This window comes from Variovorax restrictus (genome assembly GCF_051216715.1).
Lineage (GTDB): Bacteria > Pseudomonadota > Gammaproteobacteria > Burkholderiales > Burkholderiaceae_C > Variovorax.
On record NZ_JBPJZH010000001.1, the window covers coordinates 879,297 to 902,916 of the forward strand.

21 protein-coding genes and 1 pseudogene are annotated in these 23,620 nt (G+C 60.7%); 13 read left to right on the top strand and 9 right to left on the bottom strand.

Annotated features, from left to right (window positions below):
• The first annotated feature begins 26 nt into the window (after positions 1-26).
• The 4 genes from ACSFA0_RS04125 (at position 27) to ACSFA0_RS04140 (ending at position 3,991) form a co-directional block, all read left to right on the top strand.
• A complete protein-coding gene (locus ACSFA0_RS04125; RefSeq protein WP_435448960.1) occupies positions 27-1,583 on the top strand; it encodes a glucosyltransferase domain-containing protein in 1,557 nt (518 codons plus the stop codon).
• Positions 1,584-1,672: 89 nt separating this feature from the next.
• On the top strand, positions 1,673-2,644 hold the full coding sequence (locus ACSFA0_RS04130) for a glycosyltransferase (RefSeq protein WP_435448961.1): 972 nt from the start codon (positions 1,673-1,675) through the stop codon (positions 2,642-2,644).
• Positions 2,641-3,606 carry an NAD-dependent epimerase/dehydratase family protein gene (locus tag ACSFA0_RS04135; protein ID WP_435448962.1) on the top strand — a complete coding sequence of 322 codons (966 nt, stop codon included), beginning with the start codon at positions 2,641-2,643 and terminating at the stop codon, positions 3,604-3,606. The genes ACSFA0_RS04130 and ACSFA0_RS04135 overlap by 4 nt, the downstream gene beginning before the upstream one ends.
• The gene (locus tag ACSFA0_RS04140) at positions 3,548-3,991 is read left to right on the top strand and encodes a GtrA family protein (protein ID WP_435448963.1); all 444 of its coding nucleotides are present in this window, start codon (positions 3,548-3,550) and stop codon (positions 3,989-3,991) included. Before ACSFA0_RS04135 ends, ACSFA0_RS04140 begins: the two co-directional genes overlap by 59 nt.
• A 335-nt stretch (positions 3,992-4,326) precedes the next feature.
• Here the strand turns inward: ACSFA0_RS04140 and ACSFA0_RS04145 are convergent, their stop codons facing one another.
• From ACSFA0_RS04145 to ACSFA0_RS04165, 5 genes are all read right to left on the bottom strand, one after another.
• Positions 4,327-4,677, bottom strand: a complete 351-nt coding sequence (locus ACSFA0_RS04145; protein ID WP_435448964.1) for a hypothetical protein — start codon at positions 4,675-4,677, stop codon at positions 4,327-4,329.
• Positions 4,678-5,425: 748 nt separating this feature from the next.
• Entirely contained in the window at positions 5,426-6,109 is a 684-nt protein-coding gene (locus ACSFA0_RS04150) for a class I SAM-dependent methyltransferase (RefSeq protein WP_435448965.1), read from the bottom strand.
• A 348-nt stretch (positions 6,110-6,457) separates the two neighbouring features.
• Positions 6,458-6,961 (bottom strand): acyltransferase family protein, encoded by a 504-nt coding sequence (locus tag ACSFA0_RS04155; protein ID WP_435450983.1) that lies wholly within the window; start codon positions 6,959-6,961, stop codon positions 6,458-6,460.
• A complete protein-coding gene (locus tag ACSFA0_RS04160; protein WP_435448966.1) occupies positions 6,894-7,250 on the bottom strand; it encodes an acyltransferase family protein in 357 nt (118 codons plus the stop codon). The genes ACSFA0_RS04155 and ACSFA0_RS04160 overlap by 68 nt, the downstream gene beginning before the upstream one ends.
• A gap of 74 nt (positions 7,251-7,324) precedes the next feature.
• Positions 7,325-7,825: a hypothetical protein gene (locus tag ACSFA0_RS04165; RefSeq protein WP_435448967.1), complete on the bottom strand. Its 501-nt coding sequence runs from the start codon at positions 7,823-7,825 to the stop codon at positions 7,325-7,327.
• Between ACSFA0_RS04165 and ACSFA0_RS04170 the strand changes: the two are divergent.
• The 6 genes and pseudogenes from ACSFA0_RS04170 to ACSFA0_RS04195 form a co-directional block, all read left to right on the top strand.
• Positions 7,767-8,018, top strand: a pseudogene (locus ACSFA0_RS04170) (rhamnan synthesis F family protein); the annotation flags it as partial. The gene ACSFA0_RS04165 and the pseudogene ACSFA0_RS04170 sit on opposite strands and share 59 nt — an antisense overlap.
• Positions 8,019-8,040: 22 nt before the next feature.
• Positions 8,041-9,546, top strand: a complete 1,506-nt coding sequence (locus tag ACSFA0_RS04175; RefSeq protein ID WP_435448968.1) for a glycosyltransferase family 2 protein — start codon at positions 8,041-8,043, stop codon at positions 9,544-9,546.
• The gene (locus tag ACSFA0_RS04180; RefSeq protein ID WP_435448969.1) at positions 9,539-10,438 is read left to right on the top strand and encodes a glycosyltransferase family 2 protein; all 900 of its coding nucleotides are present in this window, start codon (positions 9,539-9,541) and stop codon (positions 10,436-10,438) included. Before ACSFA0_RS04175 ends, ACSFA0_RS04180 begins: the two co-directional genes overlap by 8 nt.
• 1,375 nt (positions 10,439-11,813) lie before the next feature.
• Positions 11,814-13,577: a glycosyltransferase family 2 protein gene (locus tag ACSFA0_RS04185; RefSeq protein WP_435450887.1), complete on the top strand. Its 1,764-nt coding sequence runs from the start codon at positions 11,814-11,816 to the stop codon at positions 13,575-13,577.
• On the top strand, positions 13,559-15,784 hold the full coding sequence (locus ACSFA0_RS04190) for a DUF7657 domain-containing protein (RefSeq protein ID WP_435448970.1): 2,226 nt from the start codon (positions 13,559-13,561) through the stop codon (positions 15,782-15,784). The genes ACSFA0_RS04185 and ACSFA0_RS04190 overlap by 19 nt, the downstream gene beginning before the upstream one ends.
• 32 nt (positions 15,785-15,816) lie before the next feature.
• On the top strand, positions 15,817-16,779 hold the full coding sequence (locus tag ACSFA0_RS04195; RefSeq protein ID WP_435448971.1) for a glycosyltransferase: 963 nt from the start codon (positions 15,817-15,819) through the stop codon (positions 16,777-16,779).
• Positions 16,780-16,806: 27 nt separating this feature from the next.
• Here the strand turns inward: ACSFA0_RS04195 and ACSFA0_RS04200 are convergent, their stop codons facing one another.
• The 4 genes from ACSFA0_RS04200 to ACSFA0_RS04215 all read right to left on the bottom strand — a co-directional run bounded on the left by ACSFA0_RS04200 (position 16,807) and on the right by ACSFA0_RS04215 (position 20,204).
• Complete coding sequence (locus ACSFA0_RS04200; protein WP_435448972.1) at positions 16,807-17,727, bottom strand: glycosyltransferase family 2 protein; 921 nt, start codon at positions 17,725-17,727, stop codon at positions 16,807-16,809.
• 16 nt (positions 17,728-17,743) lie between these two features.
• A complete protein-coding gene (locus tag ACSFA0_RS04205) occupies positions 17,744-18,472 on the bottom strand; it encodes an ABC transporter ATP-binding protein (protein ID WP_435448973.1) in 729 nt (242 codons plus the stop codon).
• A 2-nt stretch (positions 18,473-18,474) separates the two neighbouring features.
• Positions 18,475-19,278, bottom strand: a complete 804-nt coding sequence (locus ACSFA0_RS04210) for an ABC transporter permease (protein WP_435448974.1) — start codon at positions 19,276-19,278, stop codon at positions 18,475-18,477.
• A gap of 167 nt (positions 19,279-19,445) precedes the next feature.
• Positions 19,446-20,204 (bottom strand): glycosyltransferase, encoded by a 759-nt coding sequence (locus ACSFA0_RS04215; RefSeq protein WP_435448975.1) that lies wholly within the window; start codon positions 20,202-20,204, stop codon positions 19,446-19,448.
• Positions 20,205-20,255: 51 nt separating this feature from the next.
• On the opposite strand from ACSFA0_RS04215, the gene ACSFA0_RS04220 reads away from it, so the two are divergent.
• The 3 genes from ACSFA0_RS04220 to argB are packed head-to-tail and all read left to right on the top strand — an operon-like array spanning position 20,256 to position 23,594.
• Positions 20,256-21,350: a glycosyltransferase family 4 protein gene (locus ACSFA0_RS04220; RefSeq protein ID WP_262076667.1), complete on the top strand. Its 1,095-nt coding sequence runs from the start codon at positions 20,256-20,258 to the stop codon at positions 21,348-21,350.
• Positions 21,351-21,375: 25 nt separating this feature from the next.
• Positions 21,376-22,704, top strand: a complete 1,329-nt coding sequence (locus ACSFA0_RS04225; protein ID WP_435448976.1) for a flippase — start codon at positions 21,376-21,378, stop codon at positions 22,702-22,704.
• Positions 22,701-23,594 (top strand): acetylglutamate kinase, encoded by an 894-nt coding sequence (gene argB / locus ACSFA0_RS04230; protein WP_435448977.1) that lies wholly within the window; start codon positions 22,701-22,703, stop codon positions 23,592-23,594. Before ACSFA0_RS04225 ends, argB begins: the two co-directional genes overlap by 4 nt.
• Positions 23,595-23,620 lie beyond the last annotated feature (26 nt).

Genomic DNA, 23,620 nt, shown 5'->3' on the forward strand with positions numbered 1-23,620 from the left:
CGAAAACCATTCGAAATTGGATTGCAATGAATAGCCTGAAAGGTGTTGAACTTGTGTTCTGGGATCGTAGGAGTGTGAGGCTCCTGCTTATAGTTTTTGCCATCGCAGTGCTTTCGAAGGGAGAAGTTCTTTCTCGAGGATTTGCAGTCGATGACTACGTTTTTGCGCAGGGTCTAAAGCAAAGCGACTTTAATTTCCTTTTAACGCAGGGTCGATTCTTACTGGGGGGCTTTGCAAGGTTAATCGACTCCCTCGGTGCAAACCTGAGCGATCTTTATTTTTCCTTTGGATTTCTAGCACTACTTCTTCAGTCGGCGTTGGTCGTGGCGATTTTGAGGTTTGTCGGCGTCGTAAATTCGCCTGCTGCAGTGCTGGCAGGTCCGTTGATGGTGGCGCATCCTTATTTAGCCGAAATTCTGACTTTTCGGATGGTTCTGCCAGGGTATTGCATCGCTGCGGCGCTTTCGATTTTGGCATTTGAAATGGCTGCCGACTGCAGGTCGGACGCCAGACGGTACTTGACTTCATTTCTCGCGGTGTCGGGAATGCTTCTAATTTACCAAGGGTTTTTGAACTATCTCGCAGCTGCTATTGCGTTTTGCTTTTTGTTTGGGGCATTTGAGAGGGCGCGTATTGGACGTAATGCGGCCTCGGCAGCTGAGCATTATCGGCGGGCATTCGCTTTGTCCGTTATATGCGTTGCAAGTGCTGCATTCTTCCTCTTGGCGATCTATATCCTAAAGCGGCTTGGAGTCATGGAGCCGACCGGAAGAGCGAATTTTATCGGTTGGAAGGAGGTGCCGTTGCGTCTCGAACTGATTGGCGAACTTCTGGCGCGCGTCTATTGGAAGGGTGAGCCAATTTTTCCGCGGTGGCTAAAGGCCATTGCTTTGCTAGGCATCTTCGCATCAGGGATCTGCGCTTTGTATGTTTTTTCTAAAAGTGTCATCTCGCGGCAGGATGGTTTTAAGAGCGCGCTCGCATTATTGTTGTCAATTCTGCTTCTTATCCCGGTAACGGTTGGTGTGATTGCCCCTTTCAAAGAGTGGTGGCCTGTGCCTAGGGTTCTGCCGCAAGTTCCAGTAATTTACGGGCTATTGCTCGTCTTTTTGTATCCGGGAGTTATTGAAATTGCCAAGATTGTTGGCTCCAATCTCTCCACAAAAGCTTTTTTTGTTGTCGCGGTTGTTCTCGTTGCGTCGTTCGTGGTCATCAACAATCAAATATTCGCCGATCAAAAAAGATTGAATGCGTGGGATGGTTTTGAGGCGAACAGGGTTGTCGCTAGAATCGAGCGGCTGACTGGGTTCAAATCGGATTCACAGCCGATTTACGTTGGCGGCGGCAGTTGGCGACACTCGGCAACGCTAAATACAATTCAAGGGGATATGAATATCTCTGCGTTTGCTCCGGAAAACTCGAAAGTCCCATTGTTGATTGAAGTTTCGGGCTATAACTTCAAATCGGCTTCAGGTGACGAAATCGTTGCTGGCCGTGAGCACTGTGCACGTGCTCGCGCTTGGCCACATGAGGAATCTATCTCTGCGATTAATGGGTTGGTAGTCGTTTGTTTGCCGCAGTAGATCGAGTGGTTGAGTTTATCGTGCGTGGTCGTGCGCGCATCTGCGTGATGCGATTTGTGTAAATTCGGACTCACAATTAATGGTTTGTAATGATTGCTCCGCAAAGAATTTCCGTTGTTATTCCCGTTTATGGTGGCGAGAAAACACTCCCTGTGCTAATCTCCGAACTTCGAGCTTTGACGGAATTGCAGGTTACGGCAGATGGAAACAGATTTTTTCTATGCGAAGTCCTGTTGGTTCATGATTGCGGACCGGATCGGTCGGACATAGTCATATCGGAGTTGGAAGGGGAGCATGATTTCGTGCGCGCTATTTGGTTGTCGCGGAATTTTGGCCAGCACGCTGCGACGATGGCTGGAATGGCTAGCGCCACGGGCGATTGGGTTGTCACGATGGACGAAGATGGACAACAGGATCCGCTCAGCATTGGGGCATTGCTAGATCACGCCACGCGCGAGGCGCTTCAGTTGGTTTATGCACAACCGCTTAATTCGCCGCCGCACGGCAAATTGCGCAACTTTTTCAGCGGCGTAGCAAAGATCATCAGCTCAAGGGTACTAGGAAATCGGAAAATTGGACGCTTTAATAGTTTCAGGTTGATCGATGGGGAAATTGCTCGAACTCTTTCTGCGTATTGCGGCAATGGCGTGTATCTCGATGTCGGGCTTTTCTGGATAGCTGGGCGCGTCGGCCACAGCCCTATTCTTCTAAGGCGCGAGTTTGAGCGCCCTTCCGGCTATTCATTCTTCTCTTTGGTTAGGCATTTCTGGAGTCTTGTGCTGACCACCGGGACGCGTCCGCTGCGGTTAATAACAATAGTCGGATTCTTTTCGGTGCTTCTTGCGATTGGATTTGTGGGTTATGCAATTTACGAGAAATTCACTGGGAGGGTGTCCGTCAGTGGCTGGACTTCTCTTGCGGTGGTTGTGGCATTTTTCTCAGGCGTGATCTTGATGGCCTTAGGTGTCATAGCTGAATATCTAGCGGTAACGATGGGGATTGTGATGGGGAAGCCGCTTTATGTCGTCACATCCAAGCCGAGTCGCGGGAGCCGTTCTTGATAGCTGCTTGGGTCCTGGGGGCGGGGGGTCTTCTCGGGTCCGCGCTATCTCGTGCGCTTTTAGGTGATGGGGTGAAGCCGTTTTCACCAGCTGAGCGCTTCAACTGGGTCGACGAAGTGGCCCTTCGATCTCAATTGTCAGCGGCCGTAACTCGGTTCTCTTCCGCGGCGATGGGTGCGAGCGTGTGGCAGATTTATTGGGCTGCTGGAGTTGGAACAATGAATGCTACCGAGGACGCTCTGCGTTCAGAGACCTGCGCTCTTGCGTGCCTCTTGGAGTTAATTGGTGCGGACAGAAGGCTAATGCACATGAAGGGCGTATTTATACTTGCAAGTTCCGCGGGTGCTATATATGCTGCGTCGAAAGATGAATTGATCACTGAGCTTTCGGTGCCGGCGCCAAATAGTGCGTACGGCTTTGCGAAAATACGGCAGGAGAATTTGGTCAGCGCGTTTTGCGCGGGCAAGCCAAAAACAACAGCTCTACTTGCTCGAATTTCAACATTGTATGGTTCGGGTCAGGCGAGAGATAAATCTCAAGGGCTGTTGACTCATATTGCGCGCAGCATTATCTGTAACAAACCTGTAGGTATCTACGTTCCGATTGACACGATAAGGGACTACATTTCGGTTGACGATGCGGCTGAGGCGATAGTGCAAACAATTCCAGCCTTGGACTGTTTGGGCGATGCAAATGTTAAGGTTGTTGCGTCCGAATGCCCTACTACGATAGCGGAAATAATATCAATATTCAGAAGGCTTTGTAGAAAGTCTCCGAGGATTACTACCGGTATAAATCGGAGTGCCTCTCTCTACTCCCGGCGCGTGCAGTTTCGCTCCGTGGTTCTGAATCAGCGTGGAAGAAAGATCCGGAGCTTGACTGTCGGAATCGCGGAGTTGCTTAATGCTGAACGCATCTCATATGCTAATCCGGCTGCGCCGATCTCTAAGTCGGTCGGTTAAGAATTATCGACGCTTGCCATTTATGCAGTTTGTTGCATTTTTATTGGTTGGCGCGATCAATACGCTGCTCGGTCTGCTGATAATATTTGCTGCGAAGTTCTTGTTTGGCGCAGGTGATATTGTCGCAAACGGCTTGGGTTACGGGATAGGACTGTGCGTCAGTTTTTTTTTGAATGGGCGCTTTACTTTTTCCAGTGTCGGTGAGTTTGCGCCAGCGTTTAGGCGATTTGTGCTGGCCGCTGCGATTTCATATTTCTTGAACCTCGCTGTCGTCATGTTGGCGATTGATCAATTCTACTTGGATGGTTATCTTGCGCAGGCGATCGGTGTCCCGGTATATACGATATCTTTTTATTTTCTTGCGAAGCATTTTGTCTTCCGTTAAAAATGGATTGCGGCTGTGGATGCTTGTAGGTCAGCGAAGAGCGTTGACGATTTCGTGATCGCTGTGAGGCAGCTTGCGCGCGATGTGCTCTTGCTGAAACTCTATTTGAGGGGCCTTGTGTGAGTCGCGCGACGCCTTAGGATCTTTGGCGCATTGCGCTTGAGGCTTATCTAATTTGCCGGCCGTGAGCAAGCCGTTTTTTAACCGCGCACGAATTAAGTGTGGTTCTCTCTGCCGCAGAGCGTCCCTGCAACGACACTGGAAGTCTGTTGAGTCGGGCACGAAGTGGCCCCGCTTCGCCGAGATCCGCCTCAAGTTGTGCTGGGCGCCAAGGATCACCGCATGCAGCGCATCGCCCAACGTGCCCTTGAACGGGATCGACCTAAACGCTCATGCATCTTCATTTGCTCGATTGTTGGCTCGATGGCGCTGCGGTGATAAGGCATTGCCTCGAAGTCGTCGCGATGCACGCCTGCACGCCGAACTTGTAACGCGTTCGGGCCGTGCGCTTGCTCATGCATTCGACCGCGGACGGAAACAGCGGCTAGCTTGTTCTTGTCTATCGTTCGCTCGGTGAGGATGTGGCCTTTGCGCACCAGCAGGTCGTTTTGCCTAGCCTGCGCCTGCTCGGGCAACGCGGAGCGTTGGCGCGCCTCCGGCGCGGCACGCGACTTGCCGGTGCGCAAGTCATACGGCCTTGCGCAGGCGGTTGAACCGCTTGGCGTGTGCAAAGCGGCCGATCTGCGCGGCTAGCCTTGGGGCCGTACGGTTGTAGGTGCTAGGGCAGGGCAACGCGGCATTCCTCCGCCACCTTCGCGTGGTGCTGGCGATTCCTCTTCTGCGCGCGGCTGTCCTTGGGGTGCGAAATGGCTTTGGCATGCAACGGTGGTTTTGCCGATGACGAGATCCACGCTGAGGTGCCGGGATCGACCGGCGCGCCCGGCCTGCCGCGACGACGGCAGCCACCTCCGGCGTGATCCCGGCAGTGCCAGCACCCGCACTGGCGCTCAACCCACCGTCTCCTGCAGCGCCGCCACCTCCCCCGCCACAACTGGCCAGCATGGCCACCGCCCCCACGAACATGCCGGTGCGCGTCCACCAGCGCGCGCCAGCGCTACGCGTCGATCACAGGAGGCCCTCAAGAGGCAAACGCGCTGGGCCGCCTCAATGGCGGCTATCAGCAGGTCTCCAAGCTCTTTCACCGATGCGCTTCCTGCAGAGCGTGAGGCTTCTAATTCACGCGGGGAAGGCTTGGGCGATATCTCGTTTAACCCTCGTAGGAGTTTGCAACGAAACTGCGTTCTGCAACGATCTCTCACGCAGGTGGTGCGCCACAGAAATCCCCGTAATCTAATAAAAGCTCGATGGTATTGCGCCTTGATTAGGGAGGGCTATTCACCAAACCTCATCTAATCACGAGATGCTAAACGTGCTTTAAACCTGAGGGCGAGATCCTCGGATCCAATACTGCCCACCCAACGGCAACCAGCCCAACCGAGATTCAAGCCATGCCAAACGTGAAAATGCAGGTGGAACAAATAAGCAATAAGAGGCGCCGGCCACTTCAAACGAGGCGCGGCGCAGCATTGACTTCAACTCGGAGGGCCTAAGTAGAACTGCATCAGCATCATAGGGGCAACGGCTGACGATGCGGCGAGTAATTGGATTATAGGGATTGTGCTCGAAAATGCATACCTCTCCGCCGGGCTTGAGGCGCGAAAAGAGCATTCTCGTCACTGCATCGCGTTCTTTGAGCGGAATGTGATGGTAGACGCTTGCGACGAAGACTAAGTCGAAGGGATCTCCACTCCAATTGTCGTCCTCTAGAAAGAAATTTATCCCAGGATTATTCTTCTTTGCTATTGAGAGGCTCTCTGGGGCAATGTCTGAGCCCTCGATTTCAGAGCTTGGAAATGCCTCTACAAGGAACGGGATATTGCGGCCAATGCCGCACCCATATTCAAGAATTCGCGTCGGTTTCGCGGCTGCTGCCTTACGTACAATTTCTGTTTTATAGCGGGCGAAATAAGCTTCGTCTTCCGAGAAAAAGCCCACGCTTTCTCTGAGAAGATTATTGTAGTTGTCCTTGTGGTCGTCGAAATCCACTTTGATTGTCATGCAGTGCCTTTGGTTTCGGTCGGAAATTGCTGGAGATTGTAGCCAAGTACAGCCTGGAGAAAATCTATACGAATTGTGCTGCCGCTGTCGGTTTTAATGTAAATGTTTCGGCTGAAATGCGCAAATTAAATTTGCCGTACGCGCACATGTCTATCTATAGTGGGTGCGGTTGGTAAATTATTTTTTTCCGCAAAGAGCGCAAGTCGATTGTCGCGATAAGATGCTTGAGTGCTGTTGATTGCGCTGTGAATTTTTTTGTGTCCTGATGCGGCTCTCTTAAAATTGTCGAATTGCATTAGTAAACGCGAATTAGTCCCGGGTCTACTTTGCTAGTAAGCCTAAAGAGGCTCAGGAAGTGCGCTCTGTAGTTGCGGATGAAATCTTAAATCTCAGCGCCTTCTTTTCAATTGCGTGCCAACTCACAAATGCTAGTGGCAGTGTCGCCGCAATGGAAAATGAAAGAAGAACAAAGAAAGGGCGGTCCTTGCCGAAAAGGTAAATGCCGGACTGCTGTACCGGCCATGCCCACAAATAAATGCCATACGATAGATCGCCGAAGCGCGAACTGTTCTTCAGCAGTGAAGATGTGGCCTCGCCAAGTGAGATTATAAGCGGTGGGGCTGCGAGCATGAGGCCTAAAGATGGTTTTCCGCTCGCAATGAATACGCCTCCGGCCGCAACCATCCACCATCGTTTTGACATTAACTTCGGACAAGTGCGAAGCAATGAGGCTGTAAGGAAAACTCCCAAGAGCCAAGGGGTTAAAGTGGGATTCCCCATTTTCTCAGCGAGACCTCGCAACTGAGTCTCGCTGTAAATTGTCAGCAAGATTGATACGATCAGGCTGCGCAATTATGCATATTGTCGTCAAAGTAACTACGCACACAGCAAGTGCTGGCCATATTCTCAAAAGACGCTTCTTGGTGAATGAGAAAAGGTGCGGATCACGAAGCCAGCTTCCGGCAATTAAGTAGCCACTGAGAGAAAAAAACACCAATACGCCTAGCGTGCCGTAGGTAAATCTGCCGATGGCGAGCGGCTCGGAGCGGCCGGAGAGCACGAATTGATGGCTAACTAAGACCATCAACGACGCAATCAGTCTCAGTCCATCAAAATTGTTTTGTCTGTTGGGAAGCTGCATGCCTGAATGCTAGCTCAGTGGCTTCCTCACTGGGGCTAGTGCGCACACGTCATGAGCTGGCGCAGCCGTCGATGTCATCCGAGGTGTGGGTGGCTGCCGTCCGGGCTTAGTTCTGCAAGGGCAGTCCCGTGCAAAATTCCTGCGATATGGACGGCAGGCGCACTTTCCCAGGCGAGGTTGGGTTCCTGTAGCGCTTGAGGGCGTAGTGGTCGGTCACCCCGATAATCCTTCCATACATATAGAAAACCCCAGGGAGGGGCTTCCAAGATGGTGGATGAATCCAACACCGGCGCACCCGTGGTGGTGGCGACGGGGGTGCGTGCGACTGCTACTTCGACCGTAAGCCTGACATCGGCGTTACTGGCGGTCGCGCTCAGTTCGCCCTCGAGGCGCTGCACTTCCGACCGCAAGGCGCTCAGGTGCTGCTGCGCAGCGTGTTGCGCCATCTGCGCGGCATCGGTGCGTCGCTCGGCATCGCCCTGTGCTCCACCCAGCACTGCAGCCGGTCGTATCCCCATGTCATGGGCTCGGCCTTTGACGCGCGACTTGCAAGCGCCCAGGTTGGCCGTCGTCATTCATTTGCACTTCGTCGAGTTCGCCAATGAGTTCTTGGGGTACCTGCAGTGCTTGCGGGAGCCGGCCGATGTGTATGTATCGACCTCCAGTGAGCGCGACGCCGAGATTGTCAGATCGGCATTTGCGCTGTGGACCGGTGGTGTCACACAGGTGCGGGTGCTTCCCAATCGAGGACGGGATATCGCGGCCAAGCTGGTCGGCTTTGCTGACGTGTATGCCCGCTACGAGTACGTGCTGCAGTTGCACGGCAAGCCGCTCGACGCACGCATCGGTCCTGGCGCCTTGGCGCCAGTTCCTGGTCGAAACCCTGGTGGGGGATGGCGACGGGGCCCGCAGCGCATTGGCCGTGCTCGACTTCGAGCCGCAGGTCGGCATGATCGGGGTGCAGCATTTCGAACCCATGCGCCAGTGGGTCAATTGGGGCGGGAATTTCGAGAGATGCCAGCGGCTGGCGTCCCGCATGGGGTTTGCGCTCGACCCCGACGCGCCGCTGGATTTTCCGTCCGGCTCGATGTTCTGGGCGCGCACCTCGGCGCTGAGGCCGCTGCTGGACCTGGGCCTGACCTTCGACGACTTCGAGCCCGAGCAGGGCCAGATCGACGGAACGCTGGCGCATGCGATCGAGCGCCTTTTCTACTTTGCGTGCGAGCACGCTGGGTTCGCCTGGGTGAAGGTCGCGCGACCCGAGTTCTACCTCGATACCCCACGCATCGAGAAGGCGGACACGGAAGCGGCCCTCCATGCGTGGGTCGAGCGCAACTGCTTCAGCCTGCTGTCGCCTGGGCGTGAGCGACCCCGCGTCGCGCCGCCGCTTCCCGTTCCGGCGCCGTCACCGGCCTTCGTGCGCAGCGTGCAGCGCAAGGCCATCGGGGTGCGCGACACGGCAACAGCGCGCCCCTCGGGCCACGTGGCGATCGGCGTCGTCACCTTCAACAATCCAACCACCGAAGTGAGGCGGTCCTTGGGCGCTGCGCGGGCAGCCTTGGAGAACCATTCGAGCGGCAGTGGCGTCGTGTACGTCCTCGAGAACGGCGCGGTAACCGACGACGCATGCCTGCAGGCGCCGAGGGTTCGCGTGTGCGACTCCACCGGAAACATCGGCTTCGGCGCGGCACACAATCGACTGATGTCGCAGGCGTTCGAGGCCGGGGCGACCCATTACATGGCACTCAACCCCGACGGGGTGCTGCACCCCGGTGCGGTTCGGGCCATGATGAACATGATGGCGGTCAACCATGATCGCGCGTTGATCGAGGCCATCCAGTTTCCGCGTGAACACCCGAAGCCTTACGACCTGACCAGCTTCGAGACGCCCTGGGTTTCCGGGGGGTGCGTGCTCATCCCGCGCCTTGCCTTCGATCGCCTGCGGGGCTTCGATGAACAGTTCTTCATGTATTGCGAAGACGTCGACCTGTCGTGGCGAGCGAAGGCCCATGGGTTCGCACTCAAGACCTGCCCGACCGCGCTTTTCCTGCATGCGGTCACGAATCGCCTGCGCAGCGAAAGGACCATTGCCATGATCTACCAGTCGGCGTTGATTCTGGCGAGAAAGTGGGCCGCACCGGCTGCATTCGACGCCTGGCTTCTTTCAGAGATGAAGGCGCACGCCATCGCCGTCCCCGACACCGTGCCGGAGCTTGTCCCGGCCGATTGGCGGCACTTGGCGAATTTCGAACACCGCACTCTTTTCGCGCCTGCGCGCTGGCTCTCCGATGATTGACACACAGATCGACTGCATTGTTCGGCTCCATGACAGCCGGCGTTTACTTGAGCTGGAGCGATGCATCTTCTCCTTGGTCGGGCAGCGCTACAGGCCGCTGCGCATCGTCCTGGCCACACAAAGATTCACGCGCGACGAGCAGCGACAGGTCCATGAGGTCCTTGCGCCCTTGTTGGCGCTCCCCGACGCGCCCGAACTGGTTCTCTGCAACTGGGAAAGCCCAAACCCACCCGACGCCCGCACCGAACTGCTCAACCTGGGCCTGGAGGCCGCGACAGGGCGGTACGTGGCCTTCCTCGACTACGACGACACGCTGTTCCCCGAAGCCTACGAGCTGCTGATGTCTCGCCTGCGCGACAGCGGTGCGTCTGTCGCGTTCGCCTCCGTCCGCACGGTCGGGGCCGACGTGCATGCCGACTTCGTGCATGTCGCCAGGCACGTGCCCTCGCCTTTCAGCGGGGCGGGGCTGGCGGATCTGTTCCGGGGCAACTTCTGCCCGATTCACTCCTATCTCATCGACCGGGCGGGCTTGCCCGACGGCCTGCTTCGCTTCGACACATCGCTCGTCTGGGAGGAAGACTACGACTTGCTCCTGCGTCTGTGCTCGGCCGTCAGTGCGGATTTCCAGGCGCTGCCGCATGTCATCGGCGACTACTACTTCAAGACAGACAACAGCAACACGATCTGGTCTGCGCCGGTGTTGTCGGTCGAAAAGGCCAAAGCCTATGAAGACGTCGCAGCGCGCATCGAAATGCGCAGACTGCTGACCGTGGTTGCTCCCGAGGTTCAGCGCGGCCTGCTCGCCGCCGACCCTGACCCGGCGCTGAGCATTCGCGGGCTGCTCGACGCGTTGGACCGTGCAGCGGATCACTCGAAGCCGGGCGTGGCATGATCCAAGCCGACCGCCGCCCACAAGTGGCGGCGCCCGCATGCGACCTCCATGGATGCACCGGCCAATGAGACCGCCGGGCGGCCGCGAACTTGGGCTCCTGTTCTCGCTCTTGAGCGTTCCGGTGGCAGCTGACCCTGGCCCTGAAAATTGCGCCGCGTGCTGCACGGGGTCTCTGCTTCAAAAGTTGCGTACTCGTCGAACCTCCGATCGCATGACACTTACTTCGCTCCACGACATTTTTCGCTTCCACGACGGCAAGGTTGCCGACAAGTGGTCCCTGTATCTGGATGAATACGCCAGATTGTTCGAGCACCTCCGGGCGGCGCCTATCCGCCTGTTGGAGATCGGCGTACAAAACGGCGGCTCGCTGGAGGTGTGGGCCAAGTACTTCGACCAGGCGGTGTCCATCGTCGGCTGCGACATCGATCCGGCGTGTGCCACGTTGCGCTTCAGCGACCCACGCATCCACGTCGTGATCGGGGATGCCGGTACACCTGCGGTCGCACAGGCGCTGAGCGCCCTTGGCACGTCCTTCGATATCGTGATCGACGATGGCTCGCATAAGTCGGGCGACATCATTCGCTCGTTTGCGCGCTACTTCGGTCGTGTGAGCCCCGGTGGCATGTACATCGCCGAGGACCTGCATTGCAGCTACCGCAAGAAATTCGAAGGCGGGCTGTTCGAGCCCACCTCCTCGATGGCGTTCTTCAAGCAACTGGCGGACGTCCTGTCGCATGAGCACTGGGGGCGAGGGATGGCCCGCAAGGAGTGGTTGCAAGAGTTCTCTCTCGTTCACGGCATCGACCTCGACGAGGAGGTGCTGGCCCAGGTGCATTCGGTGGAGTTCCTGAACTCCATTTGCATCGTGCGCAAGGAGCTGACCGGCACGGCGCTCCTCGGGCCCCGTACGGTATCGGGGACGGTCGCGTCGGTGGTGCCCGGGGTGCAGATGATCGACCCGAACGCCCCTGCGCTTCCGGCACACGACATCGACGTTGCGTTGGAGGAGTCGTCATCGCTCGAGGCGCTTCGACGCGCCAGCCTCGCGCTGCAGGCCGAAGTGGACAGGCAGCGTGAGCAGCTGGGCGCAGTCGAGGCCCGGCTGTCCGAAGCCAGCGCGGAGAAGTACCGGCTCGGGTCGCGGGTGGCGGACCTCGAGATCGAAAACCGCAAGGCCTTGAAGGCGCTCGCCAGCGCGACAGCAGCGCACACCGCGCAGATCGAGGCGCTCCAACAGTCCACCAGCTGGCGTCTGACCGCGCCTCTGCGTCGCGTCAAGACGGTCGAGCTCAAGGCTCGCGCTACCGCGCAGCGGCTTCCGGCGGCGATCCTTCGGCACGGCGGCGTCTGGCGCGCCTCGCGCCGCGGCTTCGAGATTTTTCAGCAGTCGGGCTTGGCAGGGTTGCGGCGGTCCACCAGCGACGCACTGGGTCTGACGCAGGACTACGGCGAATGGGTCCGTCGCTACGACACGCTCGACGCCGAAATGCGCGAAGGCCTGCGCCAGCGCCTCGAGGCCATGCCGAACAAGCCGTTGATATCGATCGTCATGCCGACCTACAACCCCAACCCTGTGTGGTTGGAAGCGGCCATCGCGTCGGTTCAGGCTCAGATCTATCCCTTCTGGGAACTGTGCATCGCGGACGACGCCTCGCCCGATCCGAGGTGTCGCGAGGTCCTGGAGCGGCTGGCCAAGGCCGACAACCGCATTCGATTGGTGCTCCGTGAAAAGAACGGCCACATCTCGGCGGCGTCCAACAGCGCGTTGGAGATTGCCACGGGGCAATTCGTTGCCCTGATGGACCATGACGACGTGCTGCCCGAACACGCCTTGTTCTGGGTTGCCGACGCGATCAACAGGCATCCCGATGCGCGCCTGATCTACTCGGACGAGGACAAGATCGACGCCGATGGCGTGCGTGTGGGGCCCTATTTCAAGCCGGACTGGAATCTAGACCTGTTCTATTCGCAGAACATGTTTTCGCACCTGGGGGTCTACGACGCGGCGCTGCTGCGCCAGATCGGTGGCTTTCGGTTGGGGCTGGAGGGTTCCCAGGACTACGACTTGGTCCTGCGCTGCATCGAGCTGATCGAGCCGACGCAGGTGGTACACGTCCCGCGCGTGCTCTACCACTGGCGAGTGCATGCCGAGAGTACCGCGAGCGCGACCGATGCCAAGCCCTACGCCCAGATCGCAGGTGAGCGTGCCTTGAACGAGCACTTCCAGCGAACCGGCGTCAAAGGGCGTGTTGAATACATCGGGCAGGGCTATCGCGCACGCTACGACCTGCCGGTGCCTGCACCTTTGGTATCGCTCGTCATCCCGACGCGCAATGCAGAGGCGTTGGTGCGCCAATGCGTCGACAGCATTTTTGCGCTCACGACCTATCCGAACTACGAGGTCGTCCTCGTCGACAACGGGTCGGATGATGCATCGGCCATCGCCTATTTCCAGTCGCTCTCGCTGCGCCCTGGCTTTAAGGTGATTCGAGACGACAGCGAGTTCAACTACTCGGCGCTGAACAACAAGGCGGTGGCCCAGGCGTCCGGCGAGGTGATCGGGCTCATCAACAATGACATCGAGGTGATCTCGCCGAACTGGCTGTCCGAAATGGTGTCCATCGCCCTCCAGCCGGGCGTCGGTGCGGTGGGGGCCAGGCTCTGGTACCCCGATGGGACGCTCCAGCATGGCGGGGTCGTGCTGGGGGTGGGAGGCGTGGCCAATCATTCACACAAGCACCTCCCGCGGGGCCACCGCGGGTATTTCGGCCGTGCAGATTTGATCCAGTCGTTCTCGGCCGTGACCGCTGCATGCCTCGTCGTGCGCAAGGACCGGTACGAATCGGTGGGGGGGCTCGACGAAGTGCACCTGAAGGTGGCTTTCAACGACGTCGATTTCTGCCTGCGCCTGCGTGAGTCGGGTCTGAGGAATGTCTGGACACCCTACGCCGAGTTGTTCCACCACGAATCTGCAACGCGCGGCACCGATGTCGCACCGGAAAAGCAGGCCCGCTTCAACAGCGAGGTCGACTACATGATGAAGACGTGGGGCAAGCACCTGCTCGTCGACCCGGCGTACAGCCCCAATTTGACACTCACCCACGAAGACTTCCGGCTCGCATGGCCTCCTCGAATCTAGTCTCTGCCGCAGTTGCGCGGCTTGTCCCGCGCGCTCAGTGGCTTCGGTATGCGGTCTTGGTCCTTGTCTGCGGCGCGGTGTATGTCGGGCAGCATTGGTCTCCCTCGTCGTACGGCATCGTGCTTCGGCAGTTGGGCGTGCAAGACACGGGACTTGTTTTCGGCGAGCCGCGCCCCATTCGGTCGGACGAGTGGGCGGTGGTGACGCCACTGACCCAGGCGACCGTCAACAACGGCTTCGAGCGGACGAACAAGACCTCGTTCTACAAAGAAGACCTCCGCATCAACTACGGGATGCCGATCTTCGACTGGGGTTTGATCTTCAAGCCCACGATGTGGGCCTACCTTGTGGTCGATGCGGCGCGCGCCTACTCGTCTCACTGGTTCGCCGTCACAGCCCTTTTTATCGTCGGCCACGCGCTGCTGTTTGCGCGGCTGGGTCTGGGTCGAGGCGCGGCCATCTTCCTCGCGATCGGACTCTATTTCACCGGCTTCGCGCAGTTCTGGTGGAGCGAAAAGGGGCCCGTCTTCGCGTTGTTCCCCTGGACGGTGTGGGTGCTGCTGACTTCAGGGCCGGTCGCGATGCGGCTGGCGCTGTTCTACTGGCTCAGCGCGTCTTGGTTGATCACCAACTTCTACCCGCCGCTTTTTCTCTCGCTGGCCTTCGTCGCCGCGACGATCCTGCTCGCTTTCGGCCGTGAGTGGCTGCAACCGCGGCGCTTGCTTGCGCTCCTTGTCACCACCGCACTCGCGGGCGCCACGGCGGCGCTCTATCTGGAAAGTTACCTGCGCAAGACGGCCACGACCGTTTACCCGGGGCATCGAAGTGCCGGTGGGGGCGCCGTGCCGTGGTCGGAATGGTTTGCGCAGTTCTTTCCCTTCGGAACCTTCGATTGGAACTACCAAAGCGTGATCGGACAGAACACCAGCGAAGTGGGCTGCGTCGGTGCCGCGTTCCTGCTGATGATTCTCTGCTTCCGGGACTACGGATCACGCCACGTGGCCGCCACAGACCAGGTCGCGCGTCGACGCATCGTGCCCCTTGTCGGCGGCTTGGCGCTGATGTACGCCTGGATGCTGCTGCCGCTGCCCTCGTGGGCGGGCGCTCCCCTCTTGTGGAACCATGTTCAGCCGGAGCGCATGGAGTACGCGGCGGGACTTCTCCTGATGTTGGTTGCGGCGCTGTGGGCCGGCTCGGCACGCTTTATGGTGACGCCTTTGCGCTTCACGACATGGGCAGTCGTCGTCGTTGCCGGCTGGGTTCTGTTCAAGGGCATTCGGTTGGACGGTGCGGACGGATGGAATGCGGTCGTCCTGCGGTCCAATGATCTCGTCGTGGTACCTGTCCTGCTGGTAGCACTCGCGCTGGCAAAGCGCTTCGGCTGGCCGGTGTTCGAGGCGATGCTGGGGGCGTCCGCCGTCAGCGGCGCGCTGGTATTGATCGGGTTCAATCCGATCCAGTCCACGGTCCCGATCTTTGCGCGCCATGACACCCCGGTGACCCGCTCCCTCGACGAGGAAGCGCGGGCATTGGGCGGAACCTTGGCGATCGCGGGCATGCCGGGGGCGGTATTCAACGGACTTGGCTACGCTTCGGTCGCTCATGTGACGGCGGTACCGGCGCTCGACTTCTGGCGCAGCCGCTATCCGGCGATGCCGGAGGACGAGTTTCTTCAGGTCTTCAATCGCTATTCGCATGTTCATCTGGAAAACGTTGCCCGACCTTCGACGCCGTCGCCGGATGTCGTGGACGTCCCGATCGGGGCGTTCTGGCCGGGACGCGTCGAGATTCCTGACGCCGCGGCGGCACCAACGCGGCCCCTCTGGTTCCGGCAAGGGCAGAAGGCCGAGGGGGCCCTGGTGTCCCCGCGGGCAGGACGCATCTCCGATGTGGCGGTGTTGATCGGCACAGGCGGGGGCGTGGCCGATGGCGTGCTGAAGATCCGGCTGTGCAGCGAGCTTGCGTTGGCGTGCGCAGACGCCAGCCGCCCGCTTGTTGAAGCCATGGACAATGCTTACTTGTCCTTCACGCTGAAAGAGCCTTTGACAGTGAACTCGAACGACCGTCTTCGGTTCGAGATTTCGCTGGACGATGGGGCAAACGCCGTTGCGTTCTGGACGCACGACGTGCCGTCCGAGGACTCGCTGCTGCGTGTGGATGGGTCGCCTGAAAATGCACGGCTGCAATTTCGGATGGGTTTCCAATGAGGGAGAAGGAAGTGTCAGATTCAGAAGCCCGGATGCGTGCCGGCGTCGAGCGCTATCGCGGCCAGCGAGTGGCGCTTATCGTGCCCTGCTACAACGAACAGGAAGCGATCGATGCCGTGATTCGCGCGTTTCGTTCGGCGATGCCGCAGCTCGCGATCTACGTGTTCGACAACGCATCGACCGATCGCACCAGCGAGGTCGCGAGGTCGGCGGGTGCCGAAGTGGTTCGTGTCTCGCTGCGAGGCAAAGGCAATGTCGTGCGCCGCATGTTTGCCGATGTCGAAGCGGACGTCTATGTCATGGTCGATGGCGATGCAACCTACGATGCGGCGAGCGTGCACCGCCTCGTGGACAAGCTCATCGATGATCGGCTCGACATGGTGGTCGGTTGCCGTCAGACCGAGCAGGTCGATGCAGGGGCTGCATACAGACGCGGCCACCAATGGGGCAACCGGTTGTTGACCGGCGGTGTGGTGAGGATCTTCGGCGGGGAGTTCACCGACATGCTGTCGGGCTACCGTGCCTTCTCCCGGCGCTATGTCAAATCCTTCCCGGCTGTTTCCCATGGCTTCGAAACCGAGACCGAGCTGACGGTGCACGCGCTCGAGTTGCGAATGCCTTATGGCGAGATCGTGACGCCCTACGGGTCGCGTCCGGCAGGGTCCGAAAGCAAGCTGTCGACGTATCGCGACGGCTGGCGCATTCTGAGGACGATTGCCAGGCTCTATCTGAGCGAGCGGCCGTTGGCGTGCTTCGGTGGTGCCGCTGCCCTGTTGGCGCTTCTCTCGGTGGGCTTGGCCTTTCCTGTCGTGGTCGAGTACTTCGAGTCAGGCAAGGTCCCGCGTTTGCCCACGGCGGTGTTGTCCGCCGCGATCATGATCTCGGCAATGCTGTCGATGTCTGCTGGCTTGGTACTCGACAACGTGACCCGCGGGCGCCATGAAGTGCGGCGTCTCGCCTATCTCGCCATTGCGGCAACCGCCGCGCTTTGCTGAGCGCCCGCGCGGCTGCCGGCCCGGCGTTCAGCGTTGCAGCGGTCCCGCAGCGCCGCGGACGCCGTCGTACAGGCCACGCGTCATGGCGCGCAGGTAGGCTCGTCGTGGCGCAATGCACGTGGCCGTGCCAAAGAACTTGAGGATGAGTCGCGGGATGTCTTGTGCGATCCAGGCGATGGGTGTTTCTTTTCGCCCATAGAGCAAGACGCGGTTGCGCATGATGTAGTAGAGCCGCAGCGGCTGATGCACCATGATGCCGGCCCGCTTGAAGCGCGACGGCCTCAGCGAGTCGCCGATGCTGTGGCTCATGCGCGCATCGCAAATGCCATACAAGGCCATGCCGTGGTGACGCGCCCTGAAGCACCATTCGAGATCGACGTTGTCGATGAAGAGGCTTTCGTCCATGCCGCCGACGGTGGCTATGACCTCGAGCGGGAGCAGGGTCCCTGAGGAGATCAAGAAATCGCACGCCACACGTTCACCCGGCCCGCCCGGCAACTTCTGGCTGAAAGGAAATCTGACCTTCACGAAAGGTGCGACATATCCGCTGCGCCTGTCCCTGAACTGCGGCCCGACGGCAGCCACAGGCTCGGCCCGTTGCAAGTCCTCAAGGGCAGCTTTCAATGTCGCGACCATGTCGGGATCGGGCAGGCTGTCTTGGTCCAAGAGCAGCAGAAAGCGGAAGCCCTGCTGTTTGGCGTAGTCCGCAGCGCGGTTCATCGCTGCGCCCAGTCCCACATTGGCGGGTGAGCGCATCACGACGAACGAGATGCCGTCGGCCTCGTCCAGATACCGGTCCAGCGCTGGGTCGGTCGTCGCGTTGTCGAACAGCAGCAGCGTGCCCACTTGCGGTAGAACGCTGCGGACGACCTGCTCAAGCACCGTGAGATCGGGCCGATAGGTGATCACCACCGCGCAGACATCGGACGTTGGGATGCGGTCGGCCATCGCAGCGGGGAGAGGGTCAAGCGGCCGCAGGCGCCGGCAAGTCATAGGCCTCGGCGATCCGGCCATGCTCGAGACGAACCACTCGATTGCATTCCTTGCGGATCAAGTCCATGGAGTGCGAGGCCAGCACGAGAATTCCGGACTTCGAGACGACGTCCCGCATCCGTTGCTCTGCCTTCTCCGTGAATTCCGCATCGCCGACCGAAAGCCATTCGTCCATGAGGAGGATGTCCGCTTCGACACTGGTGGAAATGGAGAAAGCCAGTCGCATCATCATCCCGGTGGAATAGGTGCGCACGGGCATGTTGACGTATTCGCCCAAGCCGCTGAATTCGCAGATCTGCGGCGTCATGTCGTCCACCTGCTTCTTGCTCATCCCCATGACCAGGCCGCGCAGCATGATGTTCTCGATGCCGGTGGCATCGGGTTCGATGCCGAGCGACGGATCGATGAGGCTCGCGACCGAGCCATAGCGAACGAATTCGCCCGCGGAAGGCTCATAGACGCCGGCGAGGGCGCGCAGCAAGGTCGACTTCCCGGCACCGTTGTGCCCGAGCAGTCCGAGGCGGTCGCCGCTCTTCAACTCGAGATTGATGTTGCTCAGCGCTTCGACGACGTTGACGCCCGTCTCCTTGCCGAACCGGCCGCCTGTGACCGACGCCGCCAGTGTTTTCTTCAGCGAAGCCGAGCCCGCCCCGTAGATGGGGAAGCTGACAGACACGTTTTTGAGAGAGATGGACGTCATCTTCAAAGCCAGTAAACAACACGACGGCGATATTTCGCGAACAGCAAACCCGACGTGATCAGGATAGCGATCGTCCAAACCGCAATGCCGATCCAGTTGTGTGCGTCGGCGACGCCGCCCATGAGCGGTTGGCGAAGCAATTCCAGCATTTGCGCGAGAGGGTTCCAGAGAATGTATCGGGCTCGCCCAGGCAGGTTCTCGGGCAGCCAGAACACGGGGGTCAAGAACATCAGCATCTGCATCACGCTCGTGACGATCTGCGTGACATCCCGAAAGCGGGTGCATACCAGTCCCAATGCCAGCCCCAGGGCGTGCGCATTCACGAGCAGCAGGAGAAAAGCCGGAATGATCAACAGTGCCGACCAGGACAGCGAGATGCCCGCCCACAGGGCCACCGGGATGTACAGCACGATGTGGTGGGCGAACTGGATGACGTTGCGCGACAGTCCTCGCCAGACGAAAAGGCTGATCGGAAAGTAGCCTTGCTTGAGGTAGTTGCTCGAGCCAACGAAAGCGTTGCACGATTCGGTCACCATGCTGGCGAGCAAGCTCCAGAAAATGAGCCCCAAAGCCAAATGCGGGAAGAACTTGGACAGTTCGGTGCCGAAGAGTGAGCTGTAGAGCGGCCCCATGCCGCCGATCATGGCGCCCATGCTCAAGGTGATCCAGAGGGGGCCCAACATCGAGCGGCGATACCGCAGCACGATGTCGAACCAGGCAAGCGTCCACCAGATGTCGGTACGGCGCGTGCCTTCCCACCAGTCGGCCCAGGCGCTTCGATGCAGGTTGGAGTGTGCTTGGCTCATGGATGGTGACCCGCGGTTGTCGTCGCCTTGCGGATCGTTGAAGACAAGAGCTTCATTTCGACGAAGGTCATTGCGTTGTAGGGGGAGGGCACTTCGTGATGCCGAAGTGCGTGTGGTTGTTTGTGAGCTGCGGACCTGATGTCGCGGACTCGGTGCGGGCTGCGATTTTACCGGTCGCGGAGTGCCCGGTATTTCCAGAATGCCGGCGAGGTCCAAACGCGCAACAAACTGGCGATATGCCAGCGCAGATGCTGATGGCTCCCATGGCTGGCTCGCCGCGCATCGTGCAACGCCACCAGGTCCTCCCCCACCTGCAGCCGCCACCCCGCCAGCCGCGTACGCGCGCAGATGTCGAAGTCTTCGCCATACATGAAGAACCGCTCGTCGAAGCCACCGATCGTCGCGTAGGTCTCGGCACGAAAGAGCATGAACAACCCCGGGATCCACGCCGGCACGGCCGGCCGCACGTAGCCCGGCCGGCGGCGCGTGAGGATCTCCAGCGGCGTGATGATGGCCCGGTGCTGCTCCGGTTCGCTCTTGCCGGGCTCGAGGATGCGCGGTGTGAGCAAGCCGCAGTCGGCGGATGCAGCGGCGACCAGCGGCGCGAGCACATCGCGGTCGAAGCGGATGTCCGGGTTCAGCACCAGAAACCACGGCGTCGTGCAGCGCTGGAAGGCCTGGTTGTGGTTGGCGCCGAAGCCTTTGGGCGCCGCGTTCTCGATGCGCTCGATCGGGAACCGGAAGCGCGCATCACCGAGCACATCGGCCTCTGAAATGTTGATCGTGAGGACGACCTTGTCGACCATGGCGCTGCTGAAGCGGTCGAGCTGTTCGAGCAGTGGCCGGATCAGGTCCAGCTGCCCATGGCTCACGATCGAGACGGTGACGGGGCGCGCGATTGGCGAGAGGGGCGGGGAAAAGGGCATGGTCTAATTTCGCTCGGGAATTCTAGGTTCCCCGAACCTTCCCTTTTTCTCATGATTGCCCTGATCGTCATCAGCTTCGTCTTTTCCGCCTTGGCCGTGCTGGTGGTCATGCGGCGTGCCCGCAAGCATGCGCGGCGCTACGCGGCGGACATGCCGCAGCGGTTCCACAAGGGCCATGTGCCGCGCCTGGGGGGCGCGGGCGTCTTCGTCGGCACGGGGCTGGCATGGCTCTCGGCCGGCTGGTTCGGCGATCCGTTCAATGTCGGCTGGCCGGCCACGGCCTCGGGCCTGGTGCTGCTGTGCATCGCGCCGGCGGTGCTCAGTGGCATCACCGAAGACGTGACGCAGCGCGTGCCGGTGCGCTACCGCCTGGCCTTGACCATCGGGTCGGCGCTGCTGCTGTGCTGGGTGCTCGGGCTCGGGGTGCACCGCACCGGCTTCGTGCTGGTGGATGGCTGGATGCGCGCCGCGCCCATCTTCGCCGTGCTGCTGGCCGTGGTCGCCATCGGCGGGCTGCCGCACGCCTTCAACATCATCGACGGCTACAACGGGCTGGCCGGGACGGTGGCGGTGCTGGTCTGCCTGGCGATCTCGCACGTGGCCTTGCAGGTGGGTGACCGGCAACTGGCCGCGATGGTCATCTGCCTGGTGGGCGCCACGCTCGGCTTCCTGATGTGGAACTACCCGAGCGGCAAGATCTTCGCGGGCGACGGCGGCGCCTACGTCTGGGGCATGGTGATCGCGGTGGCCTGCGTGTCGCTGGTGCAGCGGCACCCCACCGTGTCGCCGTGGTTCCCGATGCTGCTGCTGATCTACCCGGTGTGGGAGACGGTGTTTTCCATCTACCGCAAGGTGGCGCGCGGCCAGTCGCCCGGCATGGCCGACGCGCTGCACTTCCATCAGCTGATCTTCCGGCGCATCGTGCGGGTCGCCTTCAGCGACGACGAGGCACGCCAGCTGCTCGCGCGCAACAACCGCACCTCGCCCTACCTGTGGATGTTCGCCGCGCTGTCGGTGGTGCCTGCCGTGCTGTTCTGGAACAACACGCTGGTGCTGATGGGGTGCTGTCTGTTGTTCGTCACGACTTACGTGATCGCCTACTTGATGATCGTCCGCTTCAAGGTCCCGCGCTGGTTGCGGCCCTGAGCCGCGATCGCGTCGCCGGCTGTTGATGTCCCTGCGAAGCAACGCGCTCTGGAACCTGGCGGGCGCCGGGTTCCCGCTGTTAGTTGGCGCGGCGCTCTTCCCCTATCTGGTCCGGAGCATCGGCGTCGAAGCCTTCGGCGTGCTCACGCTCATCTGGGCGCTCATCGGCTATTTCAGCCTGTTCGACCTGGGCGTGGGGCGCGCGCTGACGCAGCAGGTCGCGCAGAAGCGCGTGGCCGGCCGCGGGGCCGAGGTGCCGGCGCTGGTGAAGACCGGGCTGCTCTTCGCCGGAGCGATGGGCGTGCTGGGTGGCGTGCTGCTGGCGCTGGCGGTCGAGCCGCTCGCCGCGCGGGGCCTGAAGGTGTCGCCGGCCCTGCATGCCGATGTCGCGCAGGCCCTGCTCATCGCGGCGGCCGCCGTGCCCTTCACCACCGTCACTGTGGGGCTGCGCGGCGTGCTCGAGGCCTACGAGGACTTCCGCGCGGTCAACCTGTTGCGCATGGCGCTGGGCGTGGCCACCTTCGGCCTGCCGGCGTTGAGCGTGCTGCTGTTCGGCCCGTCGCTCACGTGGATCGTCGCGTTGCTGATGGCTGCGCGGCTGGTGTTCGTCGCGGCGCACTGGGTGTTCGTGCGCCGGCACCTGGCCAGCGACCTGGGCGCCGCCCGCGCGGGGCGCCACGAGCTGCGCCAGCTGCTGTCCTTCGGCGCCTGGATGACCGTGTCGAACATCATCAGCCCGCTCATGGTCACGGCGGATCGGTTCGTCATCTCCGGCGTGCTGGGCGCGGCCGTGGTGGCGTACTACACCGTGCCGTCGGAGCTGTTGCTGCGTGTGCTGATCCTCCCCGGTGCGCTGACCACGGCGCTGTTCCCGCGGCTGGCCTCGCTGATCGCCACCGACATCGCCGGCGCCGCGCGGCTCTACCGGCGCTCGCTCCTGCTCGTGACCGCCGTGCTGGTGCCGATCAGCCTGCTACTGGCCTTCGGCGCGCACTGGGGCATCTCGCTGTGGCTCGGCGAGGCCTTTGCCGACCGTGCTGCGCCGGTGGCGTCCATCCTCGCGCTCGGCCTGCTGTTCAACGGCATGGCCTTCGTGCCCTTCGCGGCGGTGCAGGCGGCGGGCTTGGCGCGCATCACGGCGCAGTTGCACGTGGCCGAAGCCTTCGTCTACTTCCCGCTGCTGATCGTCGGGCTGCATGAATTCGGCCTGGCCGGCGCAGCCTTCGCGTGGACGGCGCGCGTCGGCATCGACCTGGTGCTGCTGCTCGTCGTCGCGCACCGCTCGGTGTTCCGCCGACCGCCCGACACGCCCTTGCGGCACAATTTGCCCACCTCTGAACCGGAACGTCCATGACCGACCCTGTCCTCAACATTCCTCCCCGCGACAAGGCCGAGATCCTGGCCCAGGCGCTGCCTTACATCCGCAAGTTCCACGGCAAGACCATCGTCATCAAGTACGGTGGCAATGCCATGACCGACCCGGCCCTGCAGGCCGACTTCGCCGAAGACGTGGTGCTGCTCAAGCTGGTGGGCATGAACCCGGTCGTGGTGCACGGCGGCGGCCCGCAGATCGAAGCCGCGCTCAATCGCCTGGGCAAGAAGGGCAGCTTCATCCAGGGCATGCGCGTGACCGACGAGGAAACGATGGAAGTCGTCGAATGGGTGCTCGCCGGGCAGGTGCAGCAGGACATCGTGGGGCTGATCAACCAGGCCGGCGGCAAGGCCGTGGGCCTGACCGGGCGCGACGGCGGCCTGATCCGCGCGCAGAAGCTCAAGCTGGCCGACCGCACCGACCCGTCGCTGATGCATGACGTCGGCCAGGTCGGCGACATCGTCTCGATCGACCCGAGCGTGGTCAAGGCGCTGCAGGACGACGCCTTCATCCCCGTCATCAGCCCCATCGGCTTTGGCGAAGAGAACGAGAGCTACAACATCAACGCCGACGTGGTGGCCGGCAAGCTGGCCACCGTGCTCAAGGCCGAGAAGCTGATGCTGCTGACCAACACGCCCGGCGTGCTCGACAAGGCCGGCAACCTGCTGACCAACCTGAGCGCCCGCGAGATCGACGAACTGTTCGCCGACGGCACCATCTCCGGCGGCATGCTGCCGAAGATCGAAGGCGCGCTCGACGCGGCCAAGAGCGGCGTGAACGCGGTGCACATCATCGACGGCCGCGTGCCGCACGCGATGCTGCTCGAGATCCTGACCGACCAGGCCTACGGGACGATGATTCGGGCGCGCTGAGGCTCAGGCACCGGCGCAGAACATGT